At 63.3% G+C, this 12600-nt stretch carries 10 protein-coding genes; 4 read left to right on the plus strand and 6 right to left on the minus strand.

Features of this window, described 5'->3' with window-relative positions; all coding sequences use genetic code 11:
- Positions 1-29 precede the first annotated feature (29 nt).
- A complete protein-coding gene (locus tag BSG08_RS13880) occupies positions 30-1688 on the plus strand; it encodes an ABC transporter substrate-binding protein (RefSeq protein ID WP_093038095.1) in 1659 nt (552 codons plus the stop codon).
- A 4-nt stretch (positions 1689-1692) separates the two neighbouring features.
- Here the strand turns inward: BSG08_RS13880 and BSG08_RS13885 are convergent, their stop codons facing one another.
- Complete coding sequence (locus BSG08_RS13885) at positions 1693-2283, minus strand: lytic transglycosylase domain-containing protein (protein WP_093038098.1); 591 nt, start codon at positions 2281-2283, stop codon at positions 1693-1695.
- A 192-nt stretch (positions 2284-2475) separates the two neighbouring features.
- On the opposite strand from BSG08_RS13885, the gene ssb reads away from it, so the two are divergent.
- Both ssb and typA read left to right on the plus strand, forming a co-directional pair.
- Complete coding sequence (gene ssb / locus BSG08_RS13890) at positions 2476-2958, plus strand: single-stranded DNA-binding protein (RefSeq protein WP_093038101.1); 483 nt, start codon at positions 2476-2478, stop codon at positions 2956-2958.
- A 152-nt stretch (positions 2959-3110) separates the two neighbouring features.
- The gene (gene typA / locus BSG08_RS13895; RefSeq protein ID WP_093038103.1) at positions 3111-4931 is read left to right on the plus strand and encodes a translational GTPase TypA; all 1821 of its coding nucleotides are present in this window, start codon (positions 3111-3113) and stop codon (positions 4929-4931) included.
- Between the two features lie 12 nt (positions 4932-4943).
- Here typA and BSG08_RS13900 read toward each other — a convergent pair whose 3' ends face one another.
- The 4 genes from BSG08_RS13900 to recA all read right to left on the minus strand — a co-directional run bounded on the left by BSG08_RS13900 (position 4944) and on the right by recA (position 9435).
- A complete protein-coding gene (locus BSG08_RS13900; protein WP_093038105.1) occupies positions 4944-5231 on the minus strand; it encodes a DUF1330 domain-containing protein in 288 nt (95 codons plus the stop codon).
- A gap of 19 nt (positions 5232-5250) precedes the next feature.
- On the minus strand, positions 5251-5535 hold the full coding sequence (locus tag BSG08_RS13905) for a DUF1330 domain-containing protein (protein WP_093038108.1): 285 nt from the start codon (positions 5533-5535) through the stop codon (positions 5251-5253).
- A 9-nt stretch (positions 5536-5544) separates the two neighbouring features.
- A complete protein-coding gene (alaS, locus tag BSG08_RS13910; RefSeq protein WP_093038111.1) occupies positions 5545-8223 on the minus strand; it encodes an alanine--tRNA ligase in 2679 nt (892 codons plus the stop codon).
- Between the two features lie 129 nt (positions 8224-8352).
- Positions 8353-9435: a recombinase RecA gene (recA, locus tag BSG08_RS13915; protein WP_093038114.1), complete on the minus strand. Its 1083-nt coding sequence runs from the start codon at positions 9433-9435 to the stop codon at positions 8353-8355.
- A 193-nt stretch (positions 9436-9628) separates the two neighbouring features.
- Between recA and BSG08_RS13920 the strand changes: the two genes are divergently transcribed.
- Positions 9629-10279, plus strand: a complete 651-nt coding sequence (locus BSG08_RS13920; protein WP_093038117.1) for a sulfotransferase family 2 domain-containing protein — start codon at positions 9629-9631, stop codon at positions 10277-10279.
- Positions 10280-10296: 17 nt separating this feature from the next.
- Here the strand turns inward: BSG08_RS13920 and BSG08_RS13925 are convergent, their stop codons facing one another.
- The gene (locus BSG08_RS13925) at positions 10297-12600 is read right to left on the minus strand and encodes an ATP-binding protein (RefSeq protein WP_245770713.1); all 2304 of its coding nucleotides are present in this window, start codon (positions 12598-12600) and stop codon (positions 10297-10299) included.

Raw genomic sequence — 12600 nt, forward strand, 5'->3', positions numbered from 1 at the left:
CATCGCCCCCTTTGCCTCGAAAGCTGCAGATGCCGCGTCATAGCTCCCCTCCCCATCCCGCCGTGCAGGCGCATGCGATTGACCTGGGGCGTGGTGCGATCGGACGGCGCGAATTTCTTAGCCGTGCGACCGCCCTTGGTCTTAGCGCCGCCGCGGCCTATGCGCTTGGCGGGTTGGCGCGGCCCGCCACGGCCCAACCCGCGATTGCCCCGGGCGGCACGCTGCGCATCCAGCAAAGCGTCAAACCGCTCAAGGATCCGCGCAGCTACGACTGGAGCGAGTTGGGGAATCAGACCCGGGGATTTCTGGAATATCTTGTCGAATATCAGAATGATGGCACCTTTCGCGGGATGCTGCTGGAGGCGTGGGAGGTCAACACGGACGCCACCCGCTACGTGCTGCATGTCCGTCCCGGCGTGCGCTGGAACAACGGCGATGCGTTCGACGCCCGCGATGTCGCGCACAACATCGCGCGCTGGTGTGACAGCAATGCGGTCGGCAATTCGATGGCCGGGCGTTTTGCCGGGTTGATCGACCCGGATACCGGGCAGGCGCGTGAGGGTGCGATCACGGTCGAGGATGATCTGACCGTGGCGCTGACGCTTTCGCACCCGGATATCGCAGTCATTGCCAACATGTCGGATTATCCGGCCGCCATCGTGCATCACAGCTACGACGGCGGCGACCCGTTCGCGCATGGCATCGGCACCGGCCCCTTTCGCCCGGTCAGCCTGAACGTCGGTGAGACCTGTATCCTCGAACGGCACCCTGCACATGACTGGTGGGGCACTGCCCACTTCGGCGGACCATATCTCGACCGGATCGAGTTCGTCGACTACGGCACCAATCCGTCGAACTGGCTCGCCGCAGCCGATGACGGCGAGATCGACCTGCTCTATGAGACCGTCGGCGATTTCATTGACTCGATGGACGCAATCGGCTGGATATCCAGCCGCACCGAAACTGCGGCCACGATGGTTGTGCGCGCCTCGCAAAATGCGCGGATGGTGGGCACCAACCCCTATCCGAGCCGCACAGTGCGCCGCGCGCTGGCCTTGGCGGTGGATAATGAAATCTGCCTGGAACTGGGCTATGGCGGACATGGCACGGTTGCGGCCAATCACCACGTCAGCCCGATCCATCCCGCCTATGCCGATATCGGCCCGGCCCCCTATGATCCGGCACAGGCCCGCAGCGATATAGAGGCGGCGGGCCTCCTGGGATTCGTGCACGAGCTTGTGACCGTCGATGACGAATGGCAACGCCACACCGGCGATGCGGTTGCGGCGCAACTGCGCGATGCGGGACTGAGGGTGCGCCGCAGGATCCTGCCCGGTGCAACATTCTGGGCAAGCTGGCGGGATTTTCCCTTTTCGGCAACCCAGTGGAACCACCGCCCGCTGGATGTACAGGTGCTGGGCCTGGCCTATCGCTCGGGCGCCGCTTGGAACGAGAGCGGTTTTGCCAACGCAGAGTTTGACGCGCTGCTCGATGAGGCCAACCGCCTCGTGGATGCCGACACGCGACGCACGGTGATGGCGCGGTTGCAAACCATCCTACGCGACGAGGGCGTGATCATCCAGCCCTATTGGCGCGCGCTCTACAATCACCACAACGGCCGTCTGGTGAATGCCGAAAAGCATCCCTCGAACGAGATTCACCTCTACCGGATCGGGTTTGCGGCCTGACGCCTCAGCTGCCCAGAATCACGCGCACGTAATTGCGGGTTTCCGCATAAGGGGGCACGCCACCGTGCTTTTCAACCGCGCCCGGTCCGGCATTATACGCCGCCAGCGCCAGCCGCCACGAGCCGAAGGTGCGGTATTGCTCGGCCAGATAGCGCGCACCGCCTTCCAGATTCTGCCGCGGATCGTGCGGGTTGACGCCAAGCGTCCGCGCGGTCTGCGGCATGAGCTGCGCCAGACCGATCGCCCCCTTGTGCGAAAGCGCATCGGCACGCCAGCCCGATTCCTGCTGCACGAGGCGCAAGAACAGATCCTCAGGGATGCTGTAACGCCGCGCCGCCTGTTTCGCCATGTCGAGATAAGGTCCGCGATAGACGCCGCGGAACGCGGGCGACAGATCGTCCCACATGGTCGGCGTCCTGAACGTCTGCGGTTGCAGACGCACGGAATTGTTGTATTGCTGACGCGCGCGGTTATCCAGAACGCTGGTCTGGGACTTGAACACGCTGACCCGACTCTTGCTTGACAGCACGTCCGCTGCGGCCACGCCAGACGACATCAGCCCCACAGCCACAATCGCACATGCGATCCTGCCCATCCCTACATTGCCCCCGTACCCCGGTTTTGCGAAACTATACGGATTTTGCCCGCAATTTCGAGCCTTTCTTTGCCAGCCCGGAACCGATTCGCAAGTTCCCGCGCATTTAAGGCACATTTTAATCTTTCCTTCACGCCGATGCGGTGGTGTAAACGTCGGAACGATAACCATGCACGATCAAAGGAGGGCGCGATGGCCGGCTCTGTGAACAAGGTAATTCTCATCGGAAATCTGGGCCGCGATCCCGAAGTGCGCACCTTTCAGAATGGCGGCAAGGTCTGCAACCTGCGCATCGCCACCTCCGAGACATGGAAGGACAAGGCCACCGGCGAACGCCGCGAGCGCACCGAATGGCACACGGTCGCGATCTTTTCCGAGGGGCTGGTGCGGGTCGCCGAGCAATATCTGCGCAAAGGGTCCAAGGTCTATCTCGAGGGCAAGCTGCAAACCCGCAAATGGCAGGATCAGTCGGGCCAGGACCGCTATTCGACCGAGATCGTGCTGCAGGGGTTTGACGCCTCCCTCGTGATGCTCGATGGCCGCGGCGAAGGCGGCGGCGGTGGCGGTGGCAACTATGGCAGCGGTCAGGACAGCGGTTATGGCGGCGGCGATTACGGCGGCGATCAGGGCGGTAGCCGCCCCTCGCGCGACATGGATGACGAAATCCCGTTCTGATCCGCTCTCGCCCGCAGGCCCGGCCTGCGGGATGCATGTTTCAAAACCGACACAACCGCACGGCATGATGGCGCCTGCGCGATGCTTTGCCTCTGGTCATTCGGCGCTGCGGCGTATAGGGCGCAGGCGAACATCATCAGGACAAAGCCTCTATGGATCTGCGTAATATCGCCATCATCGCCCATGTTGACCACGGCAAGACCACGCTTGTCGACGAATTGCTGAAACAATCCGGGGCCTTCCGCGCCAATCAGGCGGTGGACGAACGCGCCATGGACAGCAATGACCTGGAGCGCGAGCGCGGCATCACCATCTTTGCCAAACCCACCAGTGTCCTCTACAAGACCACGCGCATCAATATCGTCGACACCCCCGGCCACGCCGATTTCGGCGGCGAGGTGGAACGGATCCTCAGCATGGTCGATGGTGTCGTCTTGCTGGTCGATGCCGCCGAAGGCCCGATGCCGCAGACCAAATTCGTCACCTCCAAGGCCCTGCGCCTCGGGCTGCGCCCCATCGTGGTGCTCAACAAGGTCGACAAGCCCGACGCCGAACCCGACCGCGCACTCAACGAATGTTTCGACCTCTTCGCCAATCTCGACGCCAATGACGATCAGCTCGATTTCCCGCATATGTATGCCTCGGGCCGCTCCGGCTGGGCCGATCACGAACTGGACGGCCCACGCAAGGATCTCTCGGCGCTTTTCGAACTCATCATCCGCCACGTGCCTGCGCCGCGACAGATCGCCCGCCAGAACGAGGATTTCCGCATGCTCGCGACCACCTTGGGGGCCGACCCCTTTGTCGGTCGGCTGCTGACCGGGCGGGTCGAATCGGGCCGCCTCAAGGTCGGCCAGACCGTGCAGGCGCTCAGCCGCATCGGCCAGAAGATCGAACAGTTCCGCGTCACGCGCATCCAGGCCTTTCGCGGGCTGGCCAGCCAGGACATCGACGAGGCCCTCGCCGGCGATATCGTCAGCCTTGCCGGCATGACCAAGGCGACCGTGGCCGACACGATCTGCGCCCTCGCGGTCGAGGAACCGCTCGAGGCGCAACCGATTGATCCGCCCACCATCACCGTGACCTTCGGCATCAATGACAGCCCGCTCGCCGGCCGCGACGGCAAGAAGGTGCAAAGCCGCGTCATTCGCGAACGCCTGATGAAAGAGGCTGAATCGAACGTCGCCATCAAGGTCAGCGACACCCCCGGCGGCGAGGCATTCGAGGTGGCGGGGCGCGGCGAATTGCAGATGGGCGTGCTGATCGAGAACATGCGCCGCGAAGGGTTCGAACTCAGCATCTCGCGCCCGCAGGTTCTGATGCGCGAAGGCCCGGACGGCGAGCGGCTGGAACCGATCGAAGAGGTGACGATCGACGTCGATGACGAATACTCGGGCGCCGTGATCGAAAAGATCACCGGCCCGCGCAAGGGCGATCTGGCAGAGATGCGCCCCGCAGGTGCCGGCAAGACGCGGATCATCGCGCATGTGCCGTCGCGCGGCCTGATCGGCTATCACGGCGAGTTTCTCACCGACACCCGTGGCACCGGTGTCCTCAACCGCGTCTTTCACAAATGGGCGCCGCATCGCGGCCCAATTCCGGGGCGGCGCGCGGGCGTTCTCATCTCGATGGAAAACGGCGAGGCCGTGGCCTATGCGCTATGGAACCTCGAGGAACGCGGGCGCATGTTCATCGGCGCACAGGCCAAGGTCTACACCGGCATGATCATCGGCGAACACAGCCGCGACAACGATCTCGAGGTCAACCCGCTCAAGGGCAAGAAACTGACCAACGTGCGCGCCTCGGGCACCGACGAGGCCGTGCGCCTCACGACGCCCATCACCATGAGCCTTGAAGAGGCCATCGCCTATATCGACGACGACGAACTCGTCGAGGTGACGCCCAACGCGATCCGCCTGCGCAAACGCTATCTCGACCCGCACGAACGCAAGCGGATGTCGAAACAGGGCTGACGCCGCATCCGGCTATTCGGTGGTTTCGACGATCAGCAACTCGCGTTCGGACGCACCGCGCGCATGTTCGAGCGCGGCCTGATATTCGACGCTGTGATAACAGGCCTCCGCCGCCTCGACAGACGGAAACCGCGCCACCACATTGCGCGGACGCTCCTTGCCCTCAAGCTGCACATAACGCCCGCCGCGCGCGATGAACGCACCGCCATGCTTGGCGATGGCAGGCCCGGCAAGGGCGGCATACTTGCCATAGGCCACATCGTCGGTGACGGTCACATGGGCGATCCAGAGTGCGGGCATTATCAGTCTCTCCTGTCTTTCAGATACCGTCGACCACGACGATATCACGGCTGCTGCTGCTCAGGGCGATGGGCAGGATGCGGCGGTATTCCTCCGAATGATACCAGGCCAGCGCCGTGTCCCGGTCGGGGAATTCGATGATCACATGCCGGTCCGGGCTGTTGCCCTCAAGCGCGGTCTGCGCGCCGCCCTTGACCAGAAAACGCCCGCCGAACTTCTCGGCAAGGGCTACGGTCTGACTGGCATAGGTCAGATAGTCCTCAGGCTCGGTCACCGTGATCCGGGCAATGATATAGGCGCTCATTCATCCTCCTCAGGCGGTCACGACCCCCTCGATCACCTTTGTTCCCGCCGCGATCGCCGCCTCTGCCCCGGTCATGTCGCTGCCCCCGCCCTGCGCCATGTCCGGGCGGCCACCGCCGCCCTTGCCGCCCAGGGGCACGACCGCCGCACGCAGCAGATCCACCGCCGAGAGCCGCGGGATCAGATCATCGGTGACCCCTGCCGCCACAGCCACCTTGCCGCCCGTATCGGCAATAAGCAAGACGGCACCAGAACCAAGCCGCGCCTTCATCTCGTCGATCAGCGGCGGCAGATCCCGACCCTGCACGCCAGAGAGCACCTGCGCGATGAACTTGACCCCGCCCACATCGCGCGTCTCGATACCCCCGCCCTGCCCGGCGCCACCCGCCATCGCCAGCTCACGGCGCAGCTGCACCACCTCGTTTGCCAGCGCCCGGCGCTCTTCCATCAGCGACCTGACTCGCTCCGGCACATCCTCGGGCTTCGCCTTCAGTTCGGATGCCACTTGTCCCAGCCGCGCCGCGTGACCATCGAGATAGTCGAACGCCGCCGCCCCGGTCAGCGCCTCGATGCGCCGGACACCCGCACTTGATGCGCTGTCGCCAAGCGCCACGAATACACCGATATCGCCCGTGCGCCGCACATGCGTGCCGCCGCACAGCTCGATCGAATAGGTCCGCCCGTCGGTGCCCTTGCCCGATCCCTCATCGATCCCCATCGACACGACGCGCACCTCGTCCCCGTATTTCTCGCCGAACAGCGCCTGCGCACCCAGGGCGCGCGCATCGTCGGGTGTCATGATCCGCGTCTCGACCGGCGCATTCTGACGGATATAGGCGTTGACCTCGCGTTCCACCCGCGCCAGTTCCGCCTCGCTCAGCGCCTTGGCATGGCTGAAATCGAACCGCAGCCGGTCCTCTGCATTGAGCGAGCCGCGCTGCGCCACGTGATCTCCAAGCGCCTTGCGCAGCGCCTCGTGCAACAGATGCGTGGCAGAGTGGTTGGCCCGGATCGCACTGCGGCGGGCGTGCCTGACCTCCAGCCGGACACTCATCCCGACCGTGAGCCGCCCGCCATCCGGCGTGAACTGATGACCGAAAAGACCCCCAGGAAACTTCTTCGTATCATAGATGAAACCGGCGACATCCTTTCCGACCAGATCGCCCTGGTCTCCCACCTGACCGCCGGATTCCGCATAAAACGGCGTCTGATTGAAAATCACCCAACCTTCGCACCCCTCCGCAAGCGCATCGACCCGCTTGCCATCGGACACGATGGCCAGAACCTGCGCCTCGGAAACCTCTGTGTCATAGCCGAGGAAATCGGTCGCGCTGACCTCTTCGGCAATATCGAACCACACCGCCTGATCCACGGCCTCGCCCGACCCGGCCCAGGCGGCGCGGGCCTTGGCCTTCTGTTCGGCCATGGCCGCGTCAAAGCCGCCCGTATCAACCTCGCGCCCCTTCTCGCGCAGCGCATCCTGCGTGAGATCGAGCGGAAACCCATAGGTGTCATAAAGCCTGAACGCCGTCTCGCCCGGCAGCGCCGCCCCCTCGGGCAGCCCGGTCAATTCGTCATCCAGCAGGCGCAGGCCCCGCTCCAGCGTCTGCTTGAACCGGGTTTCTTCCAGCCGCAGCGTCTCTTCGATCAGCGGCTGCGCCCGTCCCAGTTCCGGGAACGCCTGCCCCATCTGCGCCACCAGCGCAGGCACCAGCCGATGCATCACCGGATCCTTCGCCCCCAGCATATGCGCGTGCCGCATCGCCCGGCGCATGATCCGGCGCAGCACATAGCCACGCCCCTCGTTGCTGGGCATCACCCCATCGGCAATCAGGAACGAGGTCGAGCGCAGATGATCGGCAATCACCCGGTGATGCACCCGCCCCGGCCCGTCCGGATCGGCGCTGGTGGCATGCGCGCTCGCCTCGATCAGCGCGCGCATCAGATCGGTGTCGTAATTGTCATGCTTGCCCTGCAACAGCGCCCCGATCCGCTCCAGCCCCATGCCGGTGTCGATCGACTGCATGTCGAGCGCGCGCATCGTGCCATCCTCGAACCGTTCGTTCTGCATGAAGACGAGGTTCCAGATCTCGATGAACCGGTCGCCATCCTCTTCGGCGCTGCCCGGAGGGCCGCCCCATATCTCCGGCCCGTGGTCATAGAAAATCTCGGTGCAGGGACCGCAGGGGCCGGTCGGGCCCATAGACCAGAAATTGTCGTCGCTGGCGATGCGGATGATCCGGTCATCGCTGAGGCCCGCGTATTTCTTCCAGATCGCCGCCGCCTCGTCGTCGGTGTGATAGACCGTGACCAGCAGCCTCGATTTGTCGATGCCGAAATCGCGGGTCAGCAGATCCCAGGCATAGGGAATCGCCTGTTCCTTGAAATAGTCGCCAAAGCTGAAATTCCCCAGCATCTCGAAAAACGTGTGATGCCGCGCGGTATAGCCCACATTGTCCAGATCGTTGTGCTTGCCGCCCGCCCGCACGCATTTCTGGCTGGTGGTGGCGCGGGAATAGTCGCGGTGCTCGACGCCGGTAAAACAGTTCTTGAACTGCACCATGCCGGAATTGGTGAACATCAGCGTCGGATCGTTGCGCGGCACCAGGGGCGAACTGTCTACGACGCAGTGATCGTTGCGTTCGAAAAAGCTCAGAAAGGTTGAACGGATGTCATTCAGCGTGGGCATGGGCGTCTCTTTCCAGGGCGTGATGTCTGGCCTGCGTTGTGCTGATTTAGCTGCGCCGTTCCCTCATGTCCACCGCAAGAAAATGGCCCGGCACGGCGACCGGGCCGCACTCACAAGGCACGCCGACGCTCACGCCTCCAGTATGTTGCCCTCTTCCGGCGCATCCGGGTCGCCGTGCATGTCAAAATCCAGCCCGTGCGAGGCCCGAATCTTGTCCTCGATCTCCAGCGCGATGCGGGCGTTTTCCCGCAGGAAGGTCTTGGCGTTTTCGCGGCCCTGCCCGATGCGTTCGTCGCCATAGCTGAACCAGCTGCCGGATTTCTCGACCACGCCCGCCTTGACGCCCAGATCCAGCAGTTCGCCCATCTTGGATATGCCTTCGCCGTACATGATGTCGAATTCCACCGCCTTGAACGGCGGGGCCACCTTGTTCTTGACCACCTTGACGCGGGTGGCGTTGCCCACCACCTCGTCACGGTCCTTGATCGAGCCGATGCGCCGGATATCGAGCCGCACGGAACTGTAGAACTTGAGAGCGTTGCCGCCCGTCGTGGTTTCCGGGTTGCCGAACATGACGCCGATCTTCATCCGGATCTGGTTGATGAAGATGACCGTGCAATTGGTGCGGCTGATCGAGCCGGTGAGCTTGCGCATCGCCTTGCTCATCAGGCGGGCATGAACGCCCACGCTGCTGTCGCCCATCTCGCCTTCAATCTCGGATTTCGGCGTGAGGGCGGCCACCGAATCGACCACGATCATGCTGACCGCGCCCGAGCGCACCAGGGTGTCGACAATCTCCAGCGCCTGTTCACCGTTGTCGGGCTGCGAAATCAGCAGCTCGTCCAGGTCAACCCCGAGCTTGCGCGCATAGACCGGGTCGAGCGCGTGTTCGGCATCTACAAAGGCGCAGACGCCACCCTTTTTCTGTTCCTCGGCCACGCAATGCAGCGTCAGCGTGGTCTTGCCCGAGCTTTCGGGCCCGTAAATCTCGACGATGCGACCCTTGGGGATCCCGCCGATACCCAGCGCGATATCAAGCCCAAGCGATCCGGTCGAGGTTGCCTCGATGTCCTTGACGGGGTTGTCGCCCCCCATCCTCATCACCGACCCCTTGCCGAACTGCCGCTCGATCTGCGCCAGGGCGCTGTCCAGCGCCTTCTGCTTGTCTGCGTTTCGCTTGTTGTCCATTGAGAGAAGATCTGCCGTTGCCATTTGTCCGGTCCCTTATTCCACACCCTGCCTGGGGCGGCAATGATTGCCTGTGTTCGCCTCTTGTTCCACCCCTTATGCGGACAAAAAGAGAACATTTCAAGAAGTTTGTTGGTGATTCCACTTTTGTCTGAAACGGTTAAAAAGTAGTTTAGATTTGAATTTGACTGGACGACGCAACCATGAAGAGCGGGAAATGCTAGTTTTTTCAGAGGCAAGGCTGGTTTTTCTTGCAGTACCAAAAACCGGCAGCACGGCATTCGAGACAGCCCTGGCGCCGTTGGCCGCAATGTCCGTCACGGCGCCGCCAGAACTCAAACATGCTCCGGTATTCCGCTACAATCGGTTCTTTCGTCCGATGATCGAACGGTTCGTCGCGCCCGATATGGATATCTTGGCCGTCATGCGCGAACCGATAGGCTGGCTGGGCAGCTGGTATCGTTACCGCCAGCGCCCCGCCGCCGCCGGTCAGCCCACCAGCACCCACGGGATGAGCTTCGACGATTTCGTCAGCGCCTATTGCTCGGGCAATCAACCCGCTTTTGCCAGGGTCGGCTCGCAGGCGAAATTCCTCGAACCGCAGCGCAATGGCACCCGCGTTACCCATCTCTTTCGCTACGAGGATCAGCCGGGCCTCATCGCCTTTCTCGAGGCCCGGCTGAACACGCGCCTCGAACCGGCATCGCTCAATCGCTCCCCCGATCGCCCGACGCCCCTGAGCGCGGCGACCGAGGCCCGGCTCAGGCGCAAATTCGCGGATGATTTCACGCTCTGGCAGGGAATTGGCGCGAACGGGTCATACCACGCCCTCGCCGCCCGACCTGCCCCGGAACCCAGGGCGGGCTGAGACATCCGCCGCAGATTTCATGCCCAGTCCAACTGGCGCTGGACCGTTTCCGTCAGTTCGTTCAGCGAGAACGGTTTGGGCAGGAACACCGAATTGGGAATCTTCGCCTGCGTGTCGCCAAAGGTCTCTTCGGCATAGCCGGACATGAACACAACCTTGACATCGGGTCGCGCGGTCAGCGCGGTGCGCACCCAGCTTGGCCCGTCAAGGCCGGGCATCACCACATCGGTGACAAAGACATCGACCCGCAGCGTATCATCGGCAAGCAGGTCTAGCGCGGTTTCGGCCGAATCCGCCTCGAGAACCGTAAAGCCGCGCAATTGCAGGGCACGGCTGGCAAAGGCGCGCACCGGTGCCTCATCCTCGACCAGCAAGACCAGGCCACGGGCAGCCTCATGCGGTGTATCACCCGATCGCGTCTGTACAATGACTTCCTCGCGACCGTGATAGGCCGGAAACAGCAACTGGAAAGAGGCTCCGTTGCCCGGCGCGCTGTCAACGAAAATGAAACCGCCGGTCTGCTTGACTATGCCGTAAGCGGTAGACAGGCCAAGCCCGGTACCCTCGCCGGTGCGCTTGGTCGTGAAGAACGGCTCGAACACCTTTTGCAGCTTGTCGGCGGCGATACCAACGCCCGCATCAATCACCTTGACCGAGACATAGGATCCGGGCGCCACCACCGCGCGGTCACGCCGCAGCGGTTCGGTCAGGGCGACATTCTCGGTCAGAATGCGGATGTCCCCGCCCTGCGGCATCGCGTCACGCGCGTTGACGACCAGGTTCATCAGCACCTGCTCCAGTTGCCGCCTGTCGGCGCGGATCGGAAAGAGGGTTGGATCGTGGCTCAGCGACAGCGTTACCTTCTCGCCAACCAGCCGGTTCAGCAGGTGGGTCAGATCCGAGAGCGTGTCGCGCAGATAGATCACCTGAGGGCGCAGCGTCTGCTTGCGGGAATAAGCCAGAAGCTGATTGACCAGCGCCGCCGCGCGATTGGCGTTCTGGTTTATCTGCATGAGGTCGCAGTAATCCTGATCGCCCTGATCATGCCGCAGCAAGAGCAGGTCGCAATGGCCGGATATCGCGGTCAGAAGATTGTTGAAATCATGTGCAACGCCCCCCGCAAGCTGACCAATTGCCTGCATTTTCTGGCTCTGCACAAATTGCGCCTCCAGCGACTTCAACTCGGTCGCGTCATTCAGCACCGCGATCAGCACCGCCTCACCCTCCTCTGTGGCGCGGTTGAGCGTGACCTGCACGAACACTTCACGATCTTCTCGCCGCACACGCAGAAACTCGGCATGCACCGTGCCGCGACCGTCGGCGGCATCGTTTATCCAGTCGGTCACCGAGCGCCCCAGCCCCTCGAGCAGTTCGCTCAACGGCTGCCCCCGGCGCCCCGGCGTCCCCAGCAAATCCCGCGCCGGCCGGTTCGACAGCTGAATCGTGCCATCGCGCGCCAGTTTCAGCAACGGCACGGGCAGATTGTCGAAACAGGCCCAGCAATCGGACCGGCATTCGGCGCCATCAATGCGAGGAAGCAGAAAAACCTCACGCCGCCCCGCGGCGCCCTCCAGCTCGACCACAAAGCATGGCCGCGCCCCCTCGGGCGTGCGGATGTCATTCATCCGGCCTGATCGCAGTGGCACAGCGGTGCAGATCTGATCGAGCGTCCGGACCCGTTCCCCGACCAGCGCGCGCGCCGCAGGGTTCATGTACAGAACCGCATCGTTGCGTCCGACCGTCAGCAGCGGCAGCGACAGCGGATCGACACTGCGCTGCGGTCGGTCGGCCGATTTCTCGATCCGCCACAGAAAATGCCCGGTCCCGGCGCGGTGCACACTGATCCGCAGATGCCCCGAATGGGTAACGATATCCTCGACCACCGCACCCTTGGCCATGGCGCGGGTTTCCATTCGGAACAGGATGATGCCGGGATTGGCCAGCACCTCGCGCAGCGCTGCGGCCAGAGTGCCGGGATTCTGCGTCGCGATCATCTGCGCCGCAGAGGCATTGTGATAGAGGATTCGCCCCTCTGCCCCCGTCAGAATCGACGGCGCCGGATCATCGTCCAGAATGGATTTCGCCTGCCGCAAAACATGTTCGCCCTCTCTCCTACGCAATCGTTCCGCGATCCTGCCCCAGATCGCGGACAGGCCAAGCGCCGCCCCCGCCATGACCAGCACGATCTGCCCCTGACCCGGTGGCAGAAAAAGAGCCACTATCCAGAACAGGACAGCCACCGCCAGAATGACCCTGAGCCGCGCGCCGATCCACGTTGCCGCCTGGCGGAGGGAACCACCGCTGAAGGTCAGGAATGCCAA

This window comes from Roseovarius azorensis (genome assembly GCF_900109455.1).
Classification (GTDB): domain Bacteria; phylum Pseudomonadota; class Alphaproteobacteria; order Rhodobacterales; family Rhodobacteraceae; genus Roseovarius; species Roseovarius azorensis.

Excerpts from the sequence above, each read along its gene's own strand:
- recA (WP_093038114.1), bottom strand. The coding sequence starts at position 9,435 with ATGGCAACGGCAGATCTTCTCTCAATGGACAACAAGCGAAACGCAGAC.
- alaS (WP_093038111.1), bottom strand. The coding sequence starts at position 8,223 with ATGCCCACGCTGAATGACATCCGTTCAACCTTTCTGAGCTTTTTCGAA.
- BSG08_RS13905 (WP_093038108.1), bottom strand. The coding sequence starts at position 5,535 with ATGAGCGCCTATATCATTGCCCGGATCACGGTGACCGAGCCTGAGGAC.
- BSG08_RS13885 (WP_093038098.1), bottom strand. The coding sequence starts at position 2,283 with ATGGGCAGGATCGCATGTGCGATTGTGGCTGTGGGGCTGATGTCGTCT.
- BSG08_RS13880 (WP_093038095.1), top strand. The coding sequence starts at position 30 with ATGCCGCGTCATAGCTCCCCTCCCCATCCCGCCGTGCAGGCGCATGCG.
- ssb (WP_093038101.1), top strand. The coding sequence starts at position 2,476 with ATGGCCGGCTCTGTGAACAAGGTAATTCTCATCGGAAATCTGGGCCGC.
- typA (WP_093038103.1), top strand. The coding sequence starts at position 3,111 with ATGGATCTGCGTAATATCGCCATCATCGCCCATGTTGACCACGGCAAG.
- BSG08_RS13920 (WP_093038117.1), top strand. The coding sequence starts at position 9,629 with ATGCTAGTTTTTTCAGAGGCAAGGCTGGTTTTTCTTGCAGTACCAAAA.
- BSG08_RS13900 (WP_093038105.1), bottom strand. The coding sequence starts at position 5,231 with ATGCCCGCACTCTGGATCGCCCATGTGACCGTCACCGACGATGTGGCC.